At 46.8% G+C, this 25,174-nt stretch carries 19 protein-coding genes and 3 pseudogenes; 11 read left to right on the forward strand and 11 right to left on the reverse strand.

The window, feature by feature from the left end:
- Positions 1 to 118: 118 nt before the first annotated feature.
- A pseudogene (locus KXG62_RS31770) lies at positions 119 to 628 on the forward strand (ATP-binding cassette domain-containing protein); the annotation flags it as partial.
- Between the two features lie 185 nt (positions 629 to 813).
- Here KXG62_RS31770 and KXG62_RS31775 read toward each other — a convergent pair.
- The 4 genes from KXG62_RS31775 to KXG62_RS31790 all read right to left on the reverse strand — a co-directional run bounded on the left by KXG62_RS31775 (position 814) and on the right by KXG62_RS31790 (position 4,499).
- Positions 814 to 1,557, reverse strand: coding sequence for a phosphoribosylaminoimidazolesuccinocarboxamide synthase (locus KXG62_RS31775; protein WP_218096031.1), 744 nt, complete (start codon positions 1,555 to 1,557; stop codon positions 814 to 816).
- A gap of 445 nt (positions 1,558 to 2,002) precedes the next feature.
- Positions 2,003 to 3,058, reverse strand: coding sequence for an acyltransferase family protein (locus KXG62_RS31780; protein ID WP_218096032.1), 1,056 nt, complete (start codon positions 3,056 to 3,058; stop codon positions 2,003 to 2,005).
- Positions 3,059 to 3,072: 14 nt separating this feature from the next.
- Positions 3,073 to 3,861, reverse strand: coding sequence for a DUF4097 family beta strand repeat-containing protein (locus KXG62_RS31785; protein ID WP_218096033.1), 789 nt, complete (start codon positions 3,859 to 3,861; stop codon positions 3,073 to 3,075).
- A 17-nt stretch (positions 3,862 to 3,878) separates the two neighbouring features.
- Positions 3,879 to 4,499: a TetR/AcrR family transcriptional regulator gene (locus tag KXG62_RS31790; RefSeq protein ID WP_218096034.1), complete on the reverse strand. Its 621-nt coding sequence runs from the start codon at positions 4,497 to 4,499 to the stop codon at positions 3,879 to 3,881.
- A 194-nt stretch (positions 4,500 to 4,693) separates the two neighbouring features.
- On the opposite strand from KXG62_RS31790, the pseudogene KXG62_RS31795 reads away from it, so the two are divergent.
- The 5 genes and pseudogenes from KXG62_RS31795 to KXG62_RS31815 form a co-directional block, all read left to right on the forward strand.
- Positions 4,694 to 5,044: pseudogene (locus KXG62_RS31795) on the forward strand (ATP-binding cassette domain-containing protein); the annotation flags it as partial.
- A 335-nt stretch (positions 5,045 to 5,379) separates the two neighbouring features.
- Positions 5,380 to 6,399, forward strand: coding sequence for a glycoside hydrolase family 113 protein (locus tag KXG62_RS31800; RefSeq protein WP_218096035.1), 1,020 nt, complete (start codon positions 5,380 to 5,382; stop codon positions 6,397 to 6,399).
- 85 nt (positions 6,400 to 6,484) lie between these two features.
- Positions 6,485 to 7,174: a TetR/AcrR family transcriptional regulator gene (locus tag KXG62_RS31805; protein ID WP_218096036.1), complete on the forward strand. Its 690-nt coding sequence runs from the start codon at positions 6,485 to 6,487 to the stop codon at positions 7,172 to 7,174.
- 437 nt (positions 7,175 to 7,611) lie between these two features.
- Positions 7,612 to 8,031, forward strand: coding sequence for a cupin domain-containing protein (locus KXG62_RS31810; protein WP_218096037.1), 420 nt, complete (start codon positions 7,612 to 7,614; stop codon positions 8,029 to 8,031).
- A gap of 93 nt (positions 8,032 to 8,124) precedes the next feature.
- A complete protein-coding gene (locus tag KXG62_RS31815) occupies positions 8,125 to 8,547 on the forward strand; it encodes a winged helix-turn-helix transcriptional regulator (protein WP_218096038.1) in 423 nt (140 codons plus the stop codon).
- A gap of 1,369 nt (positions 8,548 to 9,916) precedes the next feature.
- On the opposite strand, the gene KXG62_RS34465 is transcribed toward KXG62_RS31815, so the two are convergent.
- Positions 9,917 to 10,048 carry a hypothetical protein gene (locus tag KXG62_RS34465; RefSeq protein WP_281427053.1) on the reverse strand — a complete coding sequence of 44 codons (132 nt, stop codon included), beginning with the start codon at positions 10,046 to 10,048 and terminating at the stop codon, positions 9,917 to 9,919.
- 365 nt (positions 10,049 to 10,413) lie between these two features.
- Between KXG62_RS34465 and KXG62_RS31820 the strand changes: the two genes are divergently transcribed.
- A complete protein-coding gene (locus KXG62_RS31820; RefSeq protein ID WP_218096039.1) occupies positions 10,414 to 11,208 on the forward strand; it encodes a helix-turn-helix domain-containing protein in 795 nt (264 codons plus the stop codon).
- A 204-nt stretch (positions 11,209 to 11,412) separates the two neighbouring features.
- Here KXG62_RS31820 and KXG62_RS31825 read toward each other — a convergent pair whose 3' ends face one another.
- The 3 genes and pseudogenes from KXG62_RS31825 to KXG62_RS31835 form a co-directional block, all read right to left on the reverse strand.
- On the reverse strand, positions 11,413 to 12,240 hold the full coding sequence (locus KXG62_RS31825) for a sugar phosphate isomerase/epimerase family protein (protein ID WP_218096040.1): 828 nt from the start codon (positions 12,238 to 12,240) through the stop codon (positions 11,413 to 11,415).
- 292 nt (positions 12,241 to 12,532) lie between these two features.
- Positions 12,533 to 13,477: pseudogene (locus KXG62_RS31830) on the reverse strand (transposase); the annotation flags it as partial.
- 132 nt (positions 13,478 to 13,609) lie between these two features.
- A complete protein-coding gene (locus KXG62_RS31835) occupies positions 13,610 to 16,168 on the reverse strand; it encodes a helix-turn-helix domain-containing protein (protein WP_218096041.1) in 2,559 nt (852 codons plus the stop codon).
- A gap of 388 nt (positions 16,169 to 16,556) precedes the next feature.
- Between KXG62_RS31835 and nadB the strand changes: the two genes are divergently transcribed.
- From nadB to KXG62_RS31850, 3 genes are all read left to right on the forward strand, one after another.
- Positions 16,557 to 18,170, forward strand: coding sequence for an L-aspartate oxidase (gene nadB, locus KXG62_RS31840; RefSeq protein ID WP_218096042.1), 1,614 nt, complete (start codon positions 16,557 to 16,559; stop codon positions 18,168 to 18,170).
- A gap of 292 nt (positions 18,171 to 18,462) precedes the next feature.
- Positions 18,463 to 18,780 carry an NIPSNAP family protein gene (locus tag KXG62_RS31845; RefSeq protein WP_218096043.1) on the forward strand — a complete coding sequence of 106 codons (318 nt, stop codon included), beginning with the start codon at positions 18,463 to 18,465 and terminating at the stop codon, positions 18,778 to 18,780.
- 435 nt (positions 18,781 to 19,215) lie between these two features.
- Positions 19,216 to 19,797, forward strand: a complete 582-nt coding sequence (locus tag KXG62_RS31850) for a DJ-1/PfpI family protein (RefSeq protein ID WP_218096044.1) — start codon at positions 19,216 to 19,218, stop codon at positions 19,795 to 19,797.
- Between the two features lie 416 nt (positions 19,798 to 20,213).
- Here KXG62_RS31850 and KXG62_RS31855 read toward each other — a convergent pair whose 3' ends face one another.
- Complete coding sequence (locus tag KXG62_RS31855; RefSeq protein ID WP_218096045.1) at positions 20,214 to 21,065, reverse strand: SDR family NAD(P)-dependent oxidoreductase; 852 nt, start codon at positions 21,063 to 21,065, stop codon at positions 20,214 to 20,216.
- 147 nt (positions 21,066 to 21,212) lie between these two features.
- Between KXG62_RS31855 and KXG62_RS31860 the strand changes: the two genes are divergently transcribed.
- Positions 21,213 to 21,764: a TetR/AcrR family transcriptional regulator gene (locus tag KXG62_RS31860; protein ID WP_218096046.1), complete on the forward strand. Its 552-nt coding sequence runs from the start codon at positions 21,213 to 21,215 to the stop codon at positions 21,762 to 21,764.
- A 563-nt stretch (positions 21,765 to 22,327) separates the two neighbouring features.
- On the opposite strand, the gene KXG62_RS31865 is transcribed toward KXG62_RS31860, so the two are convergent.
- Positions 22,328 to 22,444, reverse strand: a complete 117-nt coding sequence (locus KXG62_RS31865; protein WP_218096047.1) for a GntR family transcriptional regulator — start codon at positions 22,442 to 22,444, stop codon at positions 22,328 to 22,330.
- 122 nt (positions 22,445 to 22,566) lie between these two features.
- Positions 22,567 to 25,032 (reverse strand): family 43 glycosylhydrolase, encoded by a 2,466-nt coding sequence (locus KXG62_RS31870; protein WP_218096048.1) that lies wholly within the window; start codon positions 25,030 to 25,032, stop codon positions 22,567 to 22,569.
- Positions 25,033 to 25,174 lie beyond the last annotated feature (142 nt).

The following is a 25,174-nucleotide window of genomic DNA, read 5'->3' on the forward strand; positions in this document are numbered from 1 at the left end:
TCGAGGATTGGATCTGAATCAAGATTTACAGGCTTACCAATTAACATTAATTAACATTGTGAACTCATTCACACCTTAATTATACCAAAATAACTGTCTTGACATCTTGTAGCACCATAAATTCATCGATGCGGGGTTTAAAACTTATGATGAGATCCGATTGTATCTTTCCAACTATGGCTTTGAAGGAGAGATCGTTAGTCAAAAGATAGAATCTTTATCTGGTGGAGAGAAAAATATACTTCAATTGGCTAAAGTTTCTGCCAGTAAAGCTAACGTATTGCTTCTTGATGAACCGACAAGCCATTTAGATACCTATACACAAATAGCGCTGGAGAAAGCCATAAAAGAATTTAAAGGTGCAATTCTCATGATTTCTCATGATTTCTATTCTGTTGTAAATGGTATGGATTATGTTTTAATTATTGACGATAAAACGATTAGAAAAATGAGTATGCCAAAATTTAGACGGATGATTTATGCTAGTCATTTTGATAGAGACTATTTAGAAATGGAACAAAAGAAAAAATCAGTTGAAATGAAAATAGAATTGGCTTTAAAAGATACTGATTTTGAACGTGCAAAAAGATTGATTGATGAGCTGGAAGAGCTGATTAAGTTACTTTAGATTACAACCCTTGGAACCATTCGGGTTTCGCCAGGGTCGGATAATTCGATTCTGGGTTGCTGTAAACTTGCCGGATGAAAAGACGCTTGGATCGATTCCGGCATATTTGAAGTCGCATCTTGAAGCTTCCGAATAGAACTCGAAAATCAAAACAGCCTGACATGATTGTGCAGGCTGTTTTGATTTTAAGCGCTTTGTGCAACGAAAAAGTCTGCTAGTTCTTCTTCTGAGAATTGTTTTCCGTTTTTGAAGACGCGCATGATACCGGCGGAGATTTCGTCGATAAGAATGATTTGATCATCAACCATCCCGATTTCGAATTTGATGTCTATCAAGTCAAGGTCGTGCTTGGCAAGGTCGTCTTTGATGATACCGGCGGCTTTCAGACAGAGGGCTTTGGTATCATCGTATTGATTTGAAGTCATGGCCGGCCCAAAGTCTGGGTTGGTCAAGAATTCTTTTGAAATTCGTGGATCTCCAGCAGCATCGTGTTTGGTAGTTACTTCAAAGAAATCAGTAAGCTCCTGACCTTCTTTGACATAGTCAGGATAGGTCCGCAGAATGCTACCCATGGCTTTGAAGCGGACGATGCATTCCAATCCGTGTCCGACTTTCTCAGCTTTTTTGAGCAGAATATTTTTCTCTGTAAGGTCAGCATCTAAGAATGCCGTCGACAGTCCTGCGGCCTCAAACATTTTAAAATAGTGAACGCTGGAAATGATGTTCTTCAGACCAATTCCCGCCACTTCGCCAATGACTTCGTTGGCACCCGGGTCTTCAACCACAGTAACTGTGCCGTCAGGATTCTGAACCTTCCAACCCGTTACACTATCTTTTGAGTGAAGCACGATGGACTTCTCGTCATAAGCATAAACATCTTTCGTTTTCCCCACATAAATCCGTTCTAAATTAGCAAGTTTTAAACTCATCTTTTTTCACCTCAGCCTAATATTTTCATTTTCCATCATACCATATGTAAACTGGAAGAGGAGATATATACGAACACTTATGCAGAATTGATCGTAAATAAGCACATTATCCAGCAGGCAGCTAATGTAGGAGGGAAAACAATACAAGTTCTTGTCACATTTAACGATATATGTTCTTGTCATCCGACAAGTCCATGGAATGAACGCCGACGGTGTAAAGAAGGAGTGTGTAGGCATAGGTCAGACAGATCGTGCGGAACGCTCGAACGGCCAATCTGTCGTTCCAAGATCATATCGACAATGACGCGTTCACTGGCCTCGTCCCGAACTTCCCGCGACGTCCAATGCGAAAAAGGGGTAAGCTTATGTCGGATTACTATTGGAACTTGCCCATGCTGCCAAACAGCGAGAGAGCCATGAAGAGACGACTTTGTTCACTCGGCTATCAAGCCTTGAGGCCAAAGAAAACTCGAAGCAGTTTTATTCGGCGGATGATCTCATAGGTGGCTATACTCATGCCGAACGATATAAATGCGATAAGCAGAAACGGTATGAAGCCGTGATTGACCCCTTTTAGAACATAATACCCGATGATTATGAGATAAGTCTGATGCAAAATATACACGGGAAAAGCAGCCGGGTTAAAGTAGTTCATAAAGGCTGATTTCCGGTTCAGATACTTTTTGCCATAACCGAGCATCGTAAGCAGAGTTACCCAATAAAGAAGCAAGTGGAGAACTGTAAAGGCAAAGCCCGACTGACTCCCAATGGTGTAGATTTCCCAGAATAGAAGGGCTGTTCCTATTAACGTCGCCATTAAATAGAGCCTGCGGCGTTGTTCAATCAGATCGATGATCGTATCACTGGTTGCTATGAAGTAACCTAATATAAAGTATCCGGCATAGAGAAAAATGTTTTTACCGCTCACATCCGGCAGGGAGGAAAGAACGGACAAGCCCGCGAAAGGCAAGATAACGAGTAGGGGATGCCGCATCCAAGATGGCGAGTAGCGCTTCCTGATTATCCGGATCATCAACGGCAAAAGGCCGACCGAGATGAGAAAAAGGAACAGGATAAACCACAAATGTGCGGGGGAAATACCGCCTGCATACTCGGACCAATCGGAAATATCGGTAAAATAACGTTTCAGAAATACGAGGTAGCTTTCTTCTTCGTGCAGATGAAATTTCCTCGCATAATATCCCTGCGGAGGGACGATGATCAAAGTGCCAACAACAAGCGGGACCAATAATCGCAGGAAGCGCTCCTTAACAAAATGGGCTGCCGTTCTACTCTGGAGCGCATAGAAGCTCGACATACCAGCTAGAAGAAAGAGCAGCGGCATAAACCAAAAGGAGGAATGAATCACAAGCGATGAGAATGCATTCGTTTCTCCTTTGATATAAAACGGATTGAGGTCATCAAAAACTCTTGCCGTGTGATAAATAAACAAGTACAGGATGCCTATATTTCTAAGCCAATCGATGTAATCTTTGCGCATAGTGCTTCATCTCCTTACCTTCTGCTTGCGGACATATGACCCGATTCGGATTCCATAACTATTTTATTGGCGGAGACATCATCGCTTATGAGCTTACTGTCCCACTTACCCTTCCACTTGAGATTAAGCGCGATATCATTGAGAAAGATATAGTTGATGCTTCCTGAGGTGCTTGAGGAATTTGCAATTATTTTCTCCAACTTATCGCTAAATACGATATGGCTGCTGCCGTTTTCCGTTTTTGTGTCTAGCTTGAAGGTATTTACCCCATCTAAACGGATCGCACCGGACGTGGAACGGGCTGAAAGCTCGTCGCTTGAGATTTCCTTCATATTGATTTCCCCGTTCTGAGAGGTAACGACGATTGCTCGACTGTTGAGATTCTTGATAGCTACCTTGCCGTTTTGACTGGATACGGCAGTTCGATCCAGCCGGTTTGCCTTCCCATTTGATTCAATACTCACAAATACATCCAGTTTATTATTTAAGTTAACATTCAGTAGTTTGTGTGATTTGGTTTGCTTAATGACAAGTGCATTATTTTTCGATTCGACGAGGATATGGCTGCTATCATACTTTCCCTTGGCAACAACCTGAACCTCGGTTTTATTTTCCTGACCTTCCCTGGTATCAATATGGACTTGGGCATTTTTTACATCGACCTGAATGCTTTGTAGATCAGCTGCGATATAACTCTTGCTGCTTGAGGGGGAAGTCAGCGATTTGATTAAGACATACCCAAGAAATATAAAGACGATGGCGATGAGTAGCAGGACGGTGGATACTTTGTTGTTTTTTGTCATTGTGTTTGAGCTCTCCCTTACGTTTGCATTTTTTGGATAACGGAATTGAGACCCGTGGAATAGATGCTCAGCAACTCGTCTACAAGTTTGTTGTAAATTTCCCCTTCCTCGTTATCCCTAAGAATCAGGCACAATCCTTCCACGAGTGAGGAAGATATCATTCGAGCAAGAGCCGTTTCATATTCACCCAGGCTCCCAGTCCCCTGGACATTCAAAATCATGCATTCGATAACGGAAAAAGAGAGCTCGATTAAGTCGGGCTTTGCATGCGAGTACTTGGTTCCTTCACTTCGATTGAAGAAGATGCTCATTTCGGCGGTGAAGGTTTTGAACAAATCAATGAGCGTCGCTTCGATATTACTGAAATGCTTGAGCACGTCGGGGGGATCGTCGCTGTAACCAAAGCTAATTTTTTGACGCATTTCGGCCATGTTGGCCTCATAACGCTCATAGACGGGTCGTACAAGCTCTTCGAACAATTCATCCTTGCTCTTGTAGTACCGATAAACATTGCCGATCGCTACGTTAGCGCTTTCGGCGATGTTACGCATAGAGGTTTTTAAATATCCCTCCCTGTTGAATTCTGCCAGCGCCGCTTTTCGAATTCTGTCACGAATCTCATCCTTTAAAATTTGCATTAGTGATCACCTTCTTAAATAAAATTCAAAAGCGAACATGTTGTTCGCTATTGGTCAAATGAATTATATCATATCCAGAACCGATTGCACCCCGCCCTCAGTCCAGTTCTTTCTTTAGGTTCCGCTCATGAACTGGGGGCTTCAGGGCCCCAAACGGCAGAATTTGATTTTTTCGGCAGTTTATTAAGATCGTGCCAATGTACTATGGCAAAAGTGCTGTTCTTCGGCTCATTGCCCGCTTTCAAGACCCGGAAGTGGGAGCAGTGATACGCTTCGGAAGAAGCGATGCAACTCGTGAGGAAATCGAGGAAGCGGCGAAGCTAGCTTGCTGTCACGATTTTATCCTGAAGTTGCCGAATGGTTACAACACGATGGTAGGCGAAGGCGGAAGTACACTGTCGGGCGGGGAAAAACAGCGATTCTCCATTGCCAGGGCGATACTGAAAAATGCGCCGATCATTCTCCTCGATGAAGCAACGGCTTCTCTCGATCCCGAGAACGAAGGGGAGATTCAAAAAGCGATCGATCGGCTTGTTCGAGACCGAATTTCACATCCGCAACGATCCGGAGAAGGATTGGGGATTTGACAAGGTGAAGAAGCGGTGACATAATCTTTATATTGAATAAATCATTCAACCAAAAAAAACAGGGATATTATAGGGAATGTGATGCTTCGTCTAAATCATAAGGAAATGAAGGGTTTCAATTGAAGGATGAGTTTCTACCGCTGTTCGAACCTTTTGATCTGCCGAGACGGATCAACTTCAATTGGAGATACCCGATTCGTTGGGGGGATTATTATGCGTGTCCCTGGATGGTTCCCGGTCGACGGAAGCATGAGTTAACGATGAGCAATTTTCATACCAAGGAGGAAATTTCAATGCGAGGAAAAGGGATTACGTATGAGACAGGATTTATTAATGAGTCGGGCACCATTACCCGTGAAAGCTTTAATGCCACGATCGTCGAGCGTGAGATGCACATTATCCGGGAAGACCTGCACTGCAATGCGGTCCGTATCACTGGCGGCGATGCGGATCGTTTGGAGATGGCGGGGAGATTAGCAGCCAATGCCGGATTGGAGGTGTGGTTTTGCCCATTCACATGCGGTCTGACCATTGACGAGCAATTCGACTTTATCGTCGATTGTGCAGAGCGTGCAGAGCGGATACGCAAACTGGGAGCGGAGGTCGTATTTCTCACCGGATCTGAGATTAGCATTTTTACTGTCGGGTTTCTGCCCGGTGAAACACTTCAAGAGAGACTATCCGTGTTTGCTGCTCCAGAGAGGCTTCGCGAGGTATTGACTACAATTCCCTTGCAGATTAATGAGTTTTTAAGCAAGGTCGTTGTGCTTGTCCGGGAAAGATTCGGTGGAAAGATCAGCTATGCCTCACTTCCTTTTGAAGGGGTGGATTGGTCGCCCTTTGACATCATTTCGACCGATGGAGGATACAGGTCGGCCGAGGTTGCCGACCAAATTATCACCGGCACGCGAGCTTTGCTGGCTGGAGGAAAGCCTGTAGCCATAACTGAATTCGGATGCACCACCTACCGTGGCGCGGCTGACCTGGGGGGACGCGGCGACAAGATCATTGTATGGGACGATGTAGGCAGACCGCTCAGACTCAATGGCAACTATATCCGTGACGAGGCTGAACAAGCCGCGTATATTCGTGAATTGCTAGACATTTACAATAGGGAAGGGGTCGACTATACGTTTGTATGTTCTTTCGCTTACTATCATCTGCCACACCGCAGTGATCCTCTAGAAGACTTGGATATGGCCAGCTTCGGGATTGTGAAGGTTTTTGAAGACCGTATGGGTGATACGTATTCCGATATGCCTTGGGAACCTAAGCTGGCATTTACCACCCTCGCTGACTACTATCGCGGTTGATCGCATCTTCGCTTGAGATTGACAAAGTAGAGTGGCGGTATGATAATGATTTTATAGTTGAATAAACAATTTAATCATTATTGGGGTGATAACAATTCCACGGACGGAAGAAGAAAATAAACGCTTAAGAGAGGCACAGCGTATAAGCATCCTGGAAGCGGCAAAAGACATCTTTGCCCGCAAGGGCTGGTCAACTACAATCACAGATATTGCCTCTGCTGCTAGCGTAAGTCCAGGATTGATTTATCATTACTTCGCGAACAAAGAAGCTATTTTTTGTGAACTGTTAGGTCAAACGATCCAATCTGATTTGGATATATTCCAGCAACTCATGCAATCCGGGGATACGGCTGCGCAGCGTCTGGAAGTGCTTATCTCCAGCATGCTCAAATTCAGGCAGGATCAAATTAAACGATTCGGAATTACTGTACAGGCTGCGAAGGAAACATCGTCGTCCGGCAACGAACTTGAAATCATGCAGAGGATTTTCAAAAATCTAAAAAGCGATGATTCGAAAGCTAAGGATTTGCAAGAACTGATGATGAAACGAATGCAGACCATACATGAAATTGTATTGCAATTGATTGTTGAGGGACAGAAAAACGGAGAGTTTGCTCCAGATCCGCCTCCAAAATTGGCTTTGATTATCTTCCAATCTATACAAGGCTTAACTACGCTTGCACTCGACAAGCCAGAAGAATATGTGCAACATTATCCTTATACAGACGTAATCATGCGGATGTTGTATTCGAAGTGTCCGGCGACACAAACATAAGTGCGTTGATAACCCCGTAAATTGGGGATTGGGGGCAAGCATTTACAGGCAAGCGCATAACCATATGGGTTCCAGAGGATCGTTCTTGTTAGAACGTAACCTAAGGAACCTTTTTTATTTTATGGTCAAAAATGGTTAACCTGAAATTCGATGAAAGCGTATATGTTTGTGTCGCCGAACAAGCTGCGAACAAGCAGCCTTATGGTGACCTGTCCAGCGACACAAACATAGGTACGGGATAAGTTCTGCATTTGTACTTGCAATTTGAAAGTACAAATTTTATACTCGAGTTATCACATAACGAAGCCAGTGGCGAAATGCCGGGATGGGCTGTTGAAATTCTCGAAACAGGCAAACCCTGCCGGCCTCATTAGTTTAACATTTAGTTTAATTCTTCGTGTGCCTGAACTAAACTCAAACCGAAAGGAAGTTTACAAATGAATGGTAATCATTTCAGCGTTTTGGAATCAGGTCCTATTAGCAGTCTTTTGAGTATGTCGAAGGATCCCATCCCAGGTAAGCTCTTTCTGAAGGACAAGCTTGGACTAACCGGCATGGAAGTTTCACTGAACCAACTGCCGGAGGGAGGCTCTGTCCCGTTCTATCACACCCATCGCGAGAATGAGGAGCTATACCTATTCATTGGCGGCCAAGGTCAGTTTCAGGTAGATGGACAGATAGTTGATGTAAAGGAAGGAACGGCTATTCGTGTTTCACCTGAAGGCGAACGCACACTTCGCAATAACGGTACTGGCGATTTGTATTTCATCGTAATTCAAGTCCAAGCGGGCAGTCTCCATCAATGGGTGCAGGCGGATGGCGTCATACTCGATAAACCAGTGACCTGGCAGGTATAGCATTAGGCGCAGCCTGATCACGACAGGTAAAGGGTAACCTGATTAGAACGACCACAATAAAACTTGCAAAATGCAAGCACAGATCGTATAATCATGCTCATGAAAAAGCGAACATCTACCGTTTGTCCAATTGTATATGCGCTCGATATATGGGGCGATCCATGGAGTCTCGTCATCCTTCGTGACGTCCTTATCCATAACAAGCGGTATTACCGCGAATTCCTGGCTTCACGCGAGCGCATCGCAACCAATATTTTGAGCGCACGGCTCCAATCACTAGTTGAAGCAGGCTTGCTCGTCAAAATTGAAGGCGATTCAAATCGGGCACAAACGATGTATCGGCCAACACAAAAAGCACTTGACCTGATTCCGGTCATATTTGCCATCATGCATTGGGGCCTTAAGTACAACCCCAATTCCGATATGAGTATTCCGATCATGCAAGAACTAAAAACGAACGAAAAAGAGCTGGAGCAACGCCTTCTACGGAATTTCAACGATGTACGTTCACAGTAAGATCCATATATACAACAAAAGGAGCTGCTACGGCAGCTCCTTTTGTTGTATATATGGATAAGCTAGGGAGCGCCGCGAGGCGCTCATTTTTTGTCTGGGAAGGAATTTAACAAGCTATGTTGAAGTATAGCAATGATTAGCAGGACATTACTTCTTTGAATAGAGGATGGGGATATCTGTGGAAAAAGATTGATCCTTATGATGGGTTATGAACAAATGAAATTCTATTGATCAGTAAAGCGTAAAAAACGTAAAGCAAAAAAATGAGTTTGGGAAGAAAAATAGATGAATCCGATCCAGAGGCTAATATTGTCAAGCTGGTATCAATTGCCCGTAACATAAAATACGAACTATTTGAATAGCACCTAACTCCGAACTTAACTTATTCGTTATAGTCTGTATTGACAGGAATTCGGATTTAAGTGGAACTGCACAAATTGGAAAAAGACGGTGGCCTGCGACTTTGCCATGCAATACTTATTCACAAAACCCGTATTTTATACATATGTTAATAAATCAAGATTAATCCCTTTTGTAGACTCTTTTTGTGTTTCTTTTATATTGTTACACATTATATAATGTGTTTTTCGATCATCAAATGAATAAGTTCTTGCCCGGATTGTGGAACAAAACAACCTCAAATCAATCAAATGATTTGGGGTTGTTTTGTTCCATTAATTATATAGAATGACATTACACGTAGTGATTCTTCTTGAGATATTTCTCGATAACTCCTTTGTTCTTGTGCCACCATAAAACCGGCATATTACCTACATGTCGAAAACCTAATGTTTGTGCAAGTCTATTTGATGCGTCATTTCCTGCATCCCATAGGCATAGAACTCCCCCCATTGCGATCCTCGGCTATCCGTTTTCGGGCCAACATGACCGAGGATCCGCCTATCGTCAGGGCGGCGCCCGCCGACCCCATGATGGCGAGCATTTTTCTCCGGCTGATCGATTTCTTCTCGTCTCCACGTATGAATTCCTTCCCATTATCAAACAATGCTGCTCCTCCTTGTACGTATCGCAGTACAGCGAGACGTGAATGATTATGCTCTGTATGCTCTGCTCGATTTAGCGATTAACATTGATTTTGATCGACTCTGACACGATTGTCATTCCATCCAGCGTCACTTCCGCGCGGGCTCCGGCATCCCCGGCCGGAATGAGCGCTCACCAGACCGTTCCGCTCTACAGTCAACACTTGCGAATTGTTGGTGGAATAACGTAAGGTCACAGCTTGGAGATCCGCCCGCTTGCCGTTCGCAAGTACGCTCTCCAGGCCTAACGATAAAGTGCTCAAAGGGAGAATCGGTTTGTAGCCGGTGATTTTGACCGACTGCTTGACTGGAATCCGATAAATATCTTAGCCCGACAACGAATAGAACACGTCTCCGTCGCTGCCGAGCGCAATTACGCCAGCCTTCGGGGCCAATTGGTCAAACTCCAGCGTCTTCGGATCAATGATCGTTATCGCTAGCCCGATCATCGAGTACATATAGCGTCGTCCCCGAGCTGAAGATCAAACGGACGCCAGATGCCCGAGTTGTCAAGAGACGGGGTGTAAAGAGTTTGTGCAGGACTCTTCGGATGGTTAATCGACCATTTCGGATATTGCAAGCAACTAATCTTCACATATTTAACTGCTACTGCCCAACTTCTCTGCGCTGCAGCTGCCCAAAACTGGCGGTCTTTTCCATCACAAACACGCCAATGTTCATCCTATTGTAAGCGCCCCCCTCTTGATTTATAATACATTTAATTTACCATTTGCACTGCTTAAAACGAATATTCGGATTTTACAATACTTGTAATTATGTGTGGTCTTAGTTTGTCATTTCGGATGTTGCGAGGAGGAAGCCCATGAAATCCAACATACTTTCCGTATATTGCAGTTCGGGTAAGAAGCAATTTGCCGTTGATTCGCACACTCACGAATATTGGCAGCTAGAGATCATCACCCAAGGCGTAGTCCATAGCGGATTGCTCAGCCAGCCGCTTGCTCTCCAGACAGGGGATATGCTGCTCATTCCTCCAGGCTGGAAACACGAGTTTACTTACGATAGTCCCGACCTCACCTGGATTACTTTAAAGTTCGAACGGCAAGACGATGGCACTCCCGTGTGGGGCGGACACATTCATGGCAACATGTTCACAAGCAGGCTCATTTCCTCTTTCCGAATTGCGATTCCCGGAACGGCCTATAAAGACTACGAAAAGGTATTCGTCAACGGATTCCTTGAAACGATGTTTCGTTACGTGCAGTCCGACGACTTTCATAAAGCCGATGATTTATCCTATCAGTTGGTGAAGCTTATTACAGAGAAGGTTTTGATCCGAAACGGAAGAGCGATCACTATCAATGAACTGGCGGAGGAGTTATCCTACACGCGCAGCCATATATCGAAAAGGTTTAAAGAGATTACCGGAGGAAATTTGAAGGCGTATATCGATCAGGTGCGGGTGCAAAAAGTGGAGGAAATGCTCCGTTACAGACCGCACACTATATCTGAAATCGCCATCGATCTCGGATTTAACGACCTGTTTTCATTTTCGAAATTTTATAAGAAGCATACGGGCTCAAGCCCCCGACAATTCCGAAAAAAGGCCGCTTCGCAGCCGGCGTTCTCCGCAGATCATGATGAACTGGACGACTGAACCGCACCCGGTTGATGTATGGACGGTTTTGCCCTCGATACGACGGAAATAAGGTACGTTGAACACTATCGCAGCGAAAGTGACAATTGCGCAGCCATTTCGTGTTCATTCGTACCTTGTTCACCGGTAATTTGACCCATGAGACAAGCGTTAGATCGTGTTGGAAGTCTCGTTCATGCCGATTTCATGCCGATCAGCAATCCCCTATCCGAACACGTTTACAACATAGGCCCACTCTTCCCTCAACGTATCAAGCAGCATACGCCGATCAGGCAAATGAACATGCATCTGTAAATTCACGATGACCGGATCGTCCGACACTTGCAAACTTTCGCTAATTTCATGCCAATTGATTAAGCCTTCCTGGCAAGGAGCCCATACTGTCGACCAGCCTTTATTAGGTAAATGGCGTTTTGAAGTATCCTGAATCACTGCAACATCTTTGACACCGATCGCCGCCAAATAACGTCCCAATAGTGCTACTGCTTTACCACTGTTCTCCCGGCCATCATGGAACTGGTTTCCCGGGTCAAGCATAATGCCGACATGCTCCGGAGGCAAATCGTGTACGATCGACAGCGCCGACATCGAATGCTGTATCAGATGGGTGCGTCCATGATGTACTTGATAAATCGCTTTTACACGATGCTTCGAGCAAAGCTCGGCGAGCTTCTCCATTTGAACCCGTGCATCCTTCAACTGGCTGTTGAGGGGGACCGAAGCATCGTATTGAAAATACCCCAAGCGGAAGCTCCTAATTCCCAAGTCGGCCATTACTTCCAGCGGACCCGGATCATTCAACAGCATCTCCGGCATATAAGAGGTAGTGGCAAATGGCACTTCGATCCGCTGCTGCTGCATGTATCGGACATAGTTAGGCGCTTCCTGCCTGAGCCCCGGAGGCGTTACCCAATAGCCGTCGCGAATAAGCAGATCGACGCTGCCGATTCCCGTCTCATGCAAACGATCCGCGAGCATTTCCAGCGATTCACCTTGAAATAATTTCGGAAACAAGCTATATATAGCCTGCATAGAGATCACCTCCTAGACCATATTCCCCATAATGATACATATTCATCTTTGCGCCCACCTCTTTGTTTCAGGAATATACTTACCCTACCACGCCTATTGCCGAAAACGAATGTCCGATTTATTCAGTACTTGTCATTATGTGCGATTCATCAAAAAAAAGCTCCCACGATGCTAGGTGAGGCACTGAAAAACTTACGTTTTTCGGTGAGTCCAAGCGTTAGGCTAAAAAAATGTGGCCTGTTCCGATTTCCCTGGAGGGTGCCGCATTTTTCATAGAGCTTTATGCTATTTTTTAGTCAGCCAGTTTCAATATCCGCTTTAAGTTTACTGCGAATATGGTCATAGCTCCTTGTATCTGCATGCCTAACAGACCTGAAGACTTGACTACGTCGTACCGCTGTTTTTGGCCTCGATCTTGTACCGTTCTTTCGCCTTCTCTTTGAAATACTCCTTTTCCTGAAATGCCATCTGCTCGCGTGCTCACCGGACTTAATGCTCACCGAGTACGTTTTACTTTTGGAGCCCTCCTTGTAGCATCCTTGTTTGAAGGTGCATCGATTGCATACCTCCACATCGAAATAGTAAGTGTCCTTTTGGTTTTTGCTGATTCCCTTTTTTCCTGTCCGCGCTTTCCGAATCGCCATATGGCCTGCCTTGCATACATACACGCCTGCATCTTTATTGAATTCGATTTCATCTTCCTTCTTGCACATACCCTGGGTAATTTTCGGGTTGAGCCGGGAAACGAGTTCAATCTGGTTTTCCTTGCTGTATGCGATGTTTTCTTTTTCCGAATAGGCCATATCGCCAACAACCGTCTTTACGTCCATGCCCGCAGCCTTACTTTTCTCGATGAGCGATTGCAACTGCTTGCCTTCGTTCTTTTCTCCGGTCGTTACAACTGCCGCCGTAATGATTCGTTCCTCGGTCATGGCGATATGCGTCTTATAGCCAAAAAACGAGGAATCTGCGCTCTTGTGGTCGACGCGCGCATCCTGATCTTGCGAGATGCGCAGTTGTTCTATGTCATCCTTGATGGTCTTTTTTAGCAGGTTCAACGGTTCTGTAGTCTTAGGCAGTTGGGCGATACCAAGCCCGGTTTCAGTAACCTCGATGAGCTCTTCTGGCAATAGTCGATCTCTGCCTCGAGCGTATCCACGACGTTCTTGGCAGGCAGCTTCCCCTTCAGTGATTCGTCGATGGAGTAGATGGCTTTTCGCAATTTGCGGGAACGGTCCTACAAAATCTCCCTCCCGCCACCCTTATATTACCATTGAATACCAGGCAAAATAGACCCGATTTTCACTACAACTTTAACGTGCGTGCAGATAGTCCGTTTGCTGCCTGTGGCTGGCTTTGCCGCGTAACCCTATCCTTCCAACGCGCAGACAATAGTTTGCTCACGTGTCATCCCTCGGCCCCTATTCCATGCTTCCAGACGAAGTTCCGGCTCGCACTCCCTCTCGAGTGTTTCCATCGTTTGATCGTATATGTCCCGGTAATGAGGATGTATGGGGCTGCCGAGCTTTTCTCGCATACTCTCAGACGCACCTAGAAGAACGGCCGCCTTGGCCCACCCCCCCTTAAAGCACAGCGAGCAGGCGAGACCCTCCAATCCGCGTGCGAGGAACCATTCGCCTTGAAAACGCTGGCAGGCAGCGATACTCCTTCTAAACAGCTCTACCGCGCTATCGACCTCTCGCTTGTGCAACGCCATGTAACCCAAAGTTCGAAGTGGTCCCGTCAGTTCCCAATAATCCTTCACCTTCTCGAACAGGACCACGCTCTCCGATAAGACTCGCTCCGCTTGCTCAAAGTCCCCGCACACATTGTGCAGGTTTCCCAGAGCGCTTAGAGCGGAAGCCAATTGCCACTGATCGCCTTGATCACGGACCAGTTGCACGCCCGTTGTCGCATACCCTTCGGCTTCGCTTAGCTCTCCGTGTTGAAGAGCAATCTGGGCCAGCAGCCGCAGATTGGACGCCAACAGAATGGCGCTTCCCAGTTCCTTAGCCCCGTCCATGCTCATTCGCGCATAACTTCGCGCCTGTATCGAATCTCCGAGAACCCACAGCAAGACACCGAGTCCGTGCGATAGTTTGGCATAATCCGGATGGGCCGAATGGTCTTGACACGCCTGGATCACCTGCCGGAGACGGGCGATCCCCTCATGAAGCACCCCAGAGTGAAGCCAATAATAGTACATGTCGGAAGCGATAGACAAGGCGATAGGTTTTGCTTCAACTCGGGAACAGCTCCAATCTAGGGCGGCGATGATGTCGGAGTATCCTTGGCGTATGACTGATAACGCATCTTCCCGTTCGACACTTCGGAATCGCGCCCCCGCTTGTTTCGTTATTCCCCGGTAATACGCCGCATGATTATATCGAATCGAAGTATTCCCGACCTTATTGCCATCCTTCAACCAAGCCCCCACCGCGAATTGTCTGATCGACTCATGCAAAAACAATCTGCGTTTGCCTCCTTGGCGCGTAGTATCAGCCGTTGCGATTAATGATTTATTAACAAGACTGGCTACCAGATCCAGCACTTCCTCCCGGCAAATTCTTGGCTCCGCCCCCCCGGAAGCGGCTTTCACCACGCAGTTGGCGCAGATCGCCTCCACGGCCTCCAGATCGAAGTAGCCGGAGAATACGCTCAGTTGCTGCAGCATCGACTTCTCCTTCTCCGAAAGCAGTTCATAGCTCCAAGCCACGGTAGCGTAGAGCGACTGATGGCGGATGGCCCCCTTCCTCTTGCCGGAAGAGAGCAGCGCGAGCATGTCGGACAACCGCTCCTCGATTTCCCGCAGGCTCAGCAAATTGATACGCGAAGCGGCAAGCTCGAGTGACAGCGGAATTCCTTGCAGACGCTCGCAAATCCTTACAAGATACGAGATATCGTCATGACTGACCGTGAACCGAGTGTCGGCCATCCTCGCCCGCTCTACGAACAATTGTACAGCCTCGAACGACATGACCGATTCTAGCGCCATCGATGCCGCGGTATCTTCAGAGTCGGGATAAGCAAGCGGCGGTACGCTCCATGCCCTCTCCTCCATCAGGCCGAGAGGCTCTCGGCTTGTCGCCAGCACGGTTATAGAAGAGGACGCCGACAGAAGCAGTTCGGCGAGCTCGGCACTCGCTTCCAACAAATGCTCGCAATTGTCGAGTACGAAGAGCATTTGCTTATCCCTTAGAATGTCGCTAATTACATCCACTAGTGTATATCCCTGTCGTTCCCTTGCTCCCAATAGAGAAGCCAATACCCGGATCGGCCCCATCTCATCCGATTCCTGTACCGAGGCCAGCTCGACGAGCCAGACCCCGTCAGAATAACCCGACAGCAGCTCGGTAGCTATTTGACAGGCCAGACGTGTTTTCCCGCACCCTCCAGGTCCCACCAGCGTAACTAACGGTGCGTTCGCAAGGACTTCTGAAATTCCCTTGATTTCTTGACGGCGGCCTATGAGTGCGAATGACCGAGCCTGGATATTGGTAGTCATTCTTCTTGTCGCCCGCTCCTGTTGTCTTGCTGGAATATCCGGAAGAGGCTCGTACCGGGATGACCCTGTTGCAGCAAGAACACCATCAAACCACTTCTCGTCAAAGACTGGATATAGGCGAGCGTGTCCTGATCGCTGATCGTGAAAATAACCGACCGTCTCCCATAGCTTCTTCGCCTCTTCCTTCTCCAATCCCGCCAACCAGATCTCTTCGTCCAGCAGCACCTGGATAAGCTTTTGTAAATTATGCGCGCTAGGCAGCCGCTCCCCGATCTCCCACTGCTGGATTGTTCTCGTATCTACACCGATGCTTCTCGCCAGATCGCTTTGTCTCAACTTTGGCTTGCCGTTCGCCCTGAGACGCTGCCTCAGGCGACGAATCATTTCCTCCGGCCATTCCCGATAATCGCTCTTCTCCGGCATCTTTTCCGCCTCCCGTTTCGAATGGCGGCTGCCGCCGCACGAACCAACACGAACACCTAACACGAACTCGCTACCATTCTAGCACACACATTTTCCTTGATACAATTCAGATATCCCAACAAGGGCGTACTCTTGAGCGGAAGAAGTTGTTTTACCGAAACCTAGCGGACACCCTTCACGAACATCTGCACATTCGCCATGAAGTGCCTACAATGGAATAAGTTAGGTGTCTCAAGAGAAAAAGTATTATCAAGAAATAGAAGAATTGAGAACGGTTCTACCATCCTGTAGAGTTATATTGAAAATATTGTTAATGATGCAGTTGAGAAGGGTTTTTTTGGAGCCTTAGAATATGTAATTTCCAATTGAACTAAAAGGTGTGGTTGCGATGTTTCCTCGGTATTTGGTCGATTTCGATTTGCAGCGGCTTCCCCGCATCCGGACGGACGTCATTGTCATCGGAGCCGGGATCGCAGGGCTGTTCACCGCGATTAAGGCTAGTGAAACGAAGAAAGTAATCATGATTACGAAGAAGTCGCTGCTCGACAGCAATACCCGTTTTTCGCAGGGAGGCATCGCGGCTGTCATCTCCGACGAAGATTTGCCGGAGTATCATATGCAGGACACCTTGGTGGCGGGTGCGGGACTTTGCGACGAACAAGCGGTCAATGTGCTCGTGCATAAGAGCCCCGACGGCGTCAAGGACCTGATTCGGATGGGGACTCAGTTCGACATCGAGAACGGCGAGCTGGCGCTGACTAAAGAAGGCGCTCACAGCCATCGCCGCATTTTACATGCACATGGGGATGCAACGGGTGCGGAGATTGTGCGTTCGTTGTCGGAACGGACGAAACAGGATCCGAACATCGAGCTGTGGGACGACCATTATGTTATCGACTTGATTACTCAGGACGGGGAGTGCCGCGGGGCGCTCGTACAGAAGCCGGACGGTCAGCGCGTATTCGTGGAAGCGAATGCGACGATTCTATGCTCCGGAGGAGCAGGCCAACTGTACCGGTATACGACGAATCCCGACATCGCCACAGGGGACGGCATCGCCATTGCGCTTCGTGCTGGTGCGGAAATCCGGGACGTCGAGTTCATTCAGTTCCATCCGACGGCATTGTGTTACCCAGGCGCACCGCGCTTTCTCATTTCCGAGGCTGTCCGTGGGGAAGGAGCGATTCTGCGGAACATCAAAGGCGAGCGATTTATGGATAAATATCATCCGCAGCTGGAGTTGGCCCCCCGCGATATCGTCGCTCTCGCGGTCTTAACCGAGATGGAAGAGACAAAGGTCTCGTTCGTTTACATCGATATTACGCATGAAACCGAAGAAATGATCAAGCACCGATTTCCTACAATCTATGAATTTTGCCTGCGGTATGGGCTCGATTTGACGACGGACTGGATTCCGGTCGCTCCTGCGGCGCATTATATGATGGGCGGCGTGAAAACGAACCTGTACGGGGAAACAGCCGTCAAGCGGCTGTTTGCTTGTGGCGAAGTATCCTCGACAGGCGTTCACGGCGCCAATCGGCTGGCGAGCAACTCGCTGTCGGAAGCGATCGTCTTCGGCCGCCGCATCATCGAACGGATCGCCGAGCTGCCGCCGCTGAACCGTACGCCGAGTGAATTGCAGGTTGCGGTTCACCGGAAGGAGCCGCCGCAGCAAGCTGTCATCGAGAAAAAGCTCAAGCTGCAGAAAGTCATGCTTCGCCAAGCGGGAATGAAGCGCGACGCAGCAGGGCTGCAAAGAGGGCTGGACGAGCTCAAGCGGCAGTCGTCCTTCTTCGAATATGCTTTGATGAAGCGCGAGGAGTATGAATTTGCCAATTTGCTCATCTGTGCAATGCTAACTACGAATGCGGCGCTACTGCGCCAGGAAAGCCGCGGCGGCCATTTCCGCGAGGATTTTCCGCAGCGAAGTGACGCCTGGGTGAAGCATATCGTCTACCGGCTGGAGGAAGGCCATTTGGAGGAGTGCATACAAGATGCTTGAGATCAACCTCGAACGATTGAAACGGCAGCATTGCGGAATGGCTGGAGGAAAACATCGGAAACGGCGATATTACTGTTTACTGCTGGATACGGGTTTCTACCATTCAGTGTCCTGCCAGTTAGTTGAGCGAAGAGCTGAGCTAATTAAAAACTCCTTCCTTTCGGCAATTTTTTAAATCTGGAATCAGAGAAGGAGGAAGTTATTCCCAGGATCGAAGATAGTAAAATAGTACTGAGAATAGGCAACGATCAACGAAAAAACTCTACGATTTACAGAAAGCGAGGGAATGGGCATGCTTTACGAGTTGCGCATTTATACCATGCATGAGGGGAGAATGGAAGCGATTCTGCAACGTTTCAGTCAGCATACACTTGGTATTTTCGAGCGGTTGGAAATGAAGGTATACGATTTCTGGATCGATCAGACGGGGCTTCCGAAGTTATATTACGTGATGGAATATAAGGATATGGAGGAACGGCAACGGCTGTGGAATGCATTTCTACAAGACCCGGAATGGATCGAGGTGAAACGTACATCCGAGGATAGCGGGCCCATATTGGAGAAGATTGAAGGAATATTTATGAACCGGGCCGATTTTTTTATACGATAGCGCGTTTGGCACTTGCCCCCCAACGGGATAATACAGGAACGGAGCTTACAGCCTAGCCGGCGGGCTCCGTTTTTGATTTAGGGAGTCGTCTCAGCCGTTATTGCTACTGCCACACATGAGGCGATTATTACTATCGTTCACCTTCGTATTATGAGGTCAGCCAGTTTTTACTGGTTTTGTATATGTTGTCAAAGCCCCGTTAAGTTGGTTCTGAATCAGGAGCGGGTATGCTTCTTCAGCCATAAGAATATATCTTTGCCTTCGTAAAAGCGGACTTTAGCGGGCAAGTAGCTGGTGGAAGTCCGGTCGAGGTAAGAGTGCCCTGCAGCTGACGGGCAACTGGCGAACTTGATTTTTTTCAATGGTTTCTATTATTATTCTTAAAAAATGGGGAGAAGATATTATTCTCTCGAAAATGAAAGGAGCTATGCATCCATGAAAAAAGTTTTATTGCTTCTTGCAAATGGCTTTGAAGCGGTCGAGGCAAGCGTATTTACAGATGTCATTGGATGGAATCAGCTATCTGGAGATGGTTCGACTAAGCTGGTAACTGTTGGAACCAGGGAAAAATTAAAATGTACGTTTAATTTCACCGTTATTCCTGAAATGACACTAGATGAAGTAGATGTAGATGAATTTGACGCATTGGCTATACCGGGAGGATTTGAAGAAGCCGGTTTCTATCAGGATGCTTATAGTGAGGAATTCCTTAATATTATCAGGAAATTTGATCAAGCGAATAAAATTATCGCCTCGATCTGTGTTGCATCCCTTCCCATTGCGAAAAGTGGAGTGCTTGATGGTAGAAAGGCAACCTCATACAATTTGAAAGATGGAATAAGACAAAAGGAATTGGCGACGTATGGCGTTCATGTGGTTAACCAACCGATTGTAATCGATAATAACATAATCACTTCCTATAACCCGTCTACAGCATTCGATGTAGCATTTAAACTTCTGGAGCAGTTAACATCCGAAGAAAATTGTAACTATGTAAAAAAATTAATGGGATTCTAACATGTTAAGCACGCCAATTGAGCAGATTCGCTCTTCTAACCTTAATCAGACTTTATCTTTCTGATGATTTTTCAAAAGGCTGCCGAAGTAATCGGAATCGGCAGCCTATTTATGATTCGGCGGGCTTAATGAACTTGGGCTGAATTGGAGGGAACCGCTACGAACTGCGGCTCAATTGGATTCTCAGAAATCCGTTTATGCTCACTTTGAAGCAATGTGGTGTAGTTTGCTGTCGGTAACAAATTCTCAAAGTCGTTCCGTTTCGCGGACATCAACTACGCTGTCGCATCGCGAGAGGAAAAGGAGACGATACAAATGTATAACTGCGCTAAATATTTGATGATGTCTCAGGTTTCTCTTCACAAAAATGTTTAATACTAAGCTATATGGATTAAACCGCTAAACAAGAGACTCGGTTAACTTGTCAGCCCCTCGCACAAGGTCCACAGTTTGTTGCCCGCTCCTTCATCAAACTTGGTCTGAATCGGTACGATCTGCTTCTTATCATCGAAGAAAACACCATTTGCATGCTCTATTTCTTTAGCTGACGTCAGATAAACTCCGATCCCGCATTCTGCTTTGACAGTTGCGTTCATGAGAGGTGCAGCGAGCCTTAGATACCAAGGCGCGTTCCTCGAAAGATTGGATTTCACAAACCCCGGATGAAAAGCGTTAGAGGTCACTCTCGTTCCTTCCAACCGCTTTGCCAATTCGAAAGCAAACAGCGTCCTGGCGAACAGCGACTGGTTGGCTGCACGCATCCCGCTATATTGGTGCTCCATTTGAATATCCTCGAAGTTAATGACGGGATTCTTCATAAATCTAGGGTTACCTGACACTGTGACAACCCGTGCAGGTCCGCTTTCTTGGAGCATGTCGAGCAGCCGGTTGGTCAGCAGATAATGACTAAGCACATTGACCGCGAACATACGATCAATCCCCTCCGCCGTCAATTCCTTCTTAAAATAGATTGCGCCACAAGCATTAACAAGCACATGCAATTGATCGTATTTCCGCTTGATCATGTCACTGACTTCCCGGATCGATGACTGTAGGGAAAGGTCCGCCGCCACCCAATCTCCCCTGCTATTGCCTGTAGTTTCCGAAATATCCTTTAATGCAGCTTTTCCACTCTCCGCACTTCTGCTGATGATTACGACCTTGGCGCCAAGTCTGGCTAGCCCTGTTGCGATTGCTTTTCCTACTCCGGACGTTCCCCCTGAAATTAAAAATACTCTGTTTTCAACATCCGTACGTGTTTCGTTCATTGTGGATTCACCTCTTCTTTGATAAAATAGTGTCAGTGACTGACATTTGATAATATTGTATCCCTGCAGGTTATTTTAGTCAAGAAAAAATGTCAGTGACTGACTCTTTTGTTTTATTCCATTAATCACACTTATAGGAATGATAAAATGAAAAGCAAAGAAAAATTACAAGCGGCGGCCGCCAAATTATTTATGGAGAAAGGCTATGAAAACACGACTGTGCAGGAGATTGCGGATCTTGCTGGTGTGACAGAGCGAACCTTTTTCCGGCAGTTCAAGAACAAGCCGGACGTGCTTTTTGACACGAACAATGAAATGGGCCAACAAGTAGCGGCTTTTATAACGAACAATTTTGACATCGGAAAAAAACCGCTGAAGCTTGCGGTTGATGGCTTTGTGTCGATTTCCGGGTTTTTCGACAACTCGCGGGAGAGGGTGCTGGCGCGGAATCAAATTATTCAAAACAACCCCGACTTGCAGGAACGGGAGCTGTTGAAGGGGCAGTTGCTCATTGCATCTGTCGCCAACTCGTTATGTGCCCAGTATGATAGCGATTTGTCGGAGCTTGCCGCGCGATTTGCGGTTGAGATTTTTCACATGGCATTTATTAAATGGATTAATAGCGCTGAGAAGAGCCTTGCGGAGCAGTTGCTCAACGTTTATGATTTATATGTGAACTCAATTTGTAGCGTGGATTGAAACACCAAAAAACTTACCGTTACTTATGATACGGTTCACTCACAGGCGAAATTCCCTGTGCCGCGGCGGTCCAAAAATTTCGCCTCATTTATGATAGGTTTCCCCCCGCTTAATCTTAAACTATGCGCAAGAAAACGTTCGTCGGGAATGGGATAAAGTTCTTGTCATTGAATTTTGACAAGAACTTTATCCTATAAAACACAAAAGCCGCGATTTACTCGGCTCTTAATGAGATAATGTTCTTGTCACCCGACAGATGCTTAACGAATAGCCTCTCTTGGTCATCTTCTTTATATGTTCAATGTCAGGAAACTTCGATGTGATGGTTGGTTCGAAATTAAACATGTCAACAGAAACAGACCAAGGAATAAACAATAGTCGATCTGTTTCTGTAACAACTCCCCTTTCACCTGCTAACCATTTCAACACATCACCGTCCTCAACCTTTGCAAGGATATTCTACTCAGACCACTGTGTCAAAGTAAAATCGGCTAACATATATCCGCACTTACAAGTAAAAGGGTCACTCAGGCTGTAGTCACTCAGTAAGAAGGGTATTTGTTTCAAACAGCCAGGAGCTCCTTCTCGGAAGGCACTCTATCCCCAGAGCGAAGTTTGCCGGTTCGAATCTGCTCTTTTATATGATGTTGAATCTGTTTGTATAATGGCAGCGTTTTCATATAATCGTACCTCAATACCTATTTAATATATTAATTATACTGACCCTAGTTGTTTGTCATGCATAGAAAAAAACAGCCGCCGGAGGCAGCTCCAGCAACTGTAGAATTCAGCATTCTTTTAATTATGGAGAAACTTTAAAGTTATCAAAATGCGTGTGGTTATACATGGAGCGCAGTCCCACTTTGCCGTGTGTGAAGGGATTGCTGCTTGTATCTGTGTAGTTGATCTTGGGCGTAGCCATATCTCCTACATATACTTTGATATTGGCTCCGCTTACGACAACCTTCATGTGCTGCCACGTATTGGCCGGTATGCTCATCGCGCTATTGGTTAAGGAAGTCCAGCCATAGTTGAATTTGCCCAGATACACACCGTTTGTCTTGATATGAGCGTAATACCCTTGAAGATAATCGGGATTGTCAACAAGGTGCTTGCCGTTAGCCGGATTGTTAACCCGCACTAGAATTCCGGCGTCGCCTGTCGTTTCGATCAGCTTGATGTCCGACTCGACCGTATAGTCTGCCCATTGCTCGTTGCCGATGGTCGTCTTCCCGAAGATTCCGCCTTCAGAGCTCAACTCCCCATTCTCAACCACCCAATTGCCTTCAAAACGTACCCATCCATTATCATTGCCGTCGTTGAAATCATCAAATACATTGCTCACGCTTGCTGCTTGATGAAACTTCATTCCTGCAAAATCGAATTCTCCCGTTACGATTTCCACCCTTAATTCGCGAATGCCTGCCGTCAATGATAAGCCCTTCAGTGTTACCGTTTGCCAGTTCTCCCAGCCTCCAGTGTTCGGAACATTCCTTACACCAGTCAGATCCGTCGAGCCGTCCCATATGCGCACTTGCGCGCCGTTCAAGTTCGTCGCGACTCGCAGGTCGACGTCATACGTATCGGTTGAGGCTACATTGACCCGATATTTCAACCATTCACCCGTCTGATTCCAGCCCACCACATATTTGACCTCTGCAGCGGATGAACGAATGTCTACGGCCGTGTTGCGGTATTCGCCGCCAATGTTCTCGCTTGTTGTATCATGGTATGCCATACCTTCGGATCCCGTCATGTAATGCACCGCTTCTACCGTTCCAGGCACCGGCATGGCCGCGTACCATGCATTGCTGCCGTTCACTTTGTTGCTGTATGCCACATAACCGAAATCAGCATGCGCATCGGAAGTCGTATAGCCGACCTTCCCCCCGCCAAGAGTAATGTTGTCACGGGTTTGCTTCAGCATCCCGTCTACATACACCTTGTAGGTAGAATCCACTTTTTCAATGCGAATCGTGTGCCATTTCGTATAATCGTAGCCGCTAGGCAGCACGGAAGATAAAATGCCTTGATCCACACCGTTCACTCGGAACTGTGTCTCCAAACTATTGGTATTGCGGTTTAAAACGGCATGACCAAAATTGTTCTCGTCGATGTAGGAGAACACCGCGCCGTAGCGCGGTGCAGCGCTAGTTCCTTGTTTCATCTGCTTCATGTTGAACTCCGCCGTATAGCTTCCGGCTGTTGAGCCCGTCGTGATTTGCCGATACCAGGTAGCATTTCCGATCGTATTCTGCCACATTAACTCTTGATTAAAAATCCCCCATGTGCCGCCGTTCACGTTCGTCCAGCCGGTTCCGATCGAGCTGCGTTCAAACCGGTCGCTGAACAGCGGCTGGTCCGGGTTGGGCTGATCAGTGGTCGTCGGACCGAGCACAATCATCTGGTCTTTATTCCAAACTATTCGATCCATATTGAATCGACGACCCGGCTCTGCATGGCTGTGATACACGATGTAGTGCGTATCCAGGTCCGGACCAACGACGACACCGTTATGTCCAAGCCCGTCATTTGGGCCTTCCGAATTGATCAGGATTGGATTCTGCTTAGTTTGCTTGGCGAATCCGGTCGTCGGAGAAGAACCGAACGCATAATCGACACGGTAAGCATTGTTCCATACATGGTTTCCCGTATAAGTCATATAATACTTCCCGTTGCGTTTGAAGACGGTCGCTCCTTCCGTCCAGCCGTTCATGTTCGCGCCCGTATTCGAGCCTGCACCGAACGTATACGGATCGCTCATAGGATTAACGGTAATGTTGTTGCTGCCAGTACGATAGAAGTACCACTTTCCGTCGTCATCGATAAACACGTGACCGTCGATTCCAAGTCCCTTGTTTCCAGTTTGAACGGTAAAAGGACCTAGTGGACTTTCGCTTCGCAACACATAGTGGCCATTGCCGCCCGGCGACGTGTACATATAGAAATAGCCGTTCCAATACACGACTTCCGGGGCATAGGCAGCTTTTGTAATCGCATCGACTGCGCATAAGCCACGATACGTCCAATTTACAAGGTCCGTCGAACTCCAAACCTTCACCCCTGCCTTGTCATCGACCGTGCTGACATACAAGTAATACGTGCCGTTAAATTTCAAAATATACGGATCACCTTCGCCATAAAAATTCCCATTATTCCAATTCCAAGAATCTGTGAAGCTGAATGGATTAGAATAGCCCAGGACAGAAGTGCCAAATCCAAACGTCATACAGAATGCAAGCACGATCGTCATCAACTTTTTGCTCATGCGATTGCCACCTTTCATTCAGTTTTACTTGACACCGTTAACTAGAGTTACTTGCTCCTGTAGTGCGTAATCAACTCCTTTAAAATCTATATTAAGCGCTTACAATTGGTATAATATCACAATAAAATATATTATTATATAT

Origin of the sequence: Paenibacillus solanacearum (genome assembly GCF_910593845.1) — a bacterium.
GTDB lineage: Bacteria > Bacillota > Bacilli > Paenibacillales > NBRC-103111 > Paenibacillus_G > Paenibacillus_G solanacearum.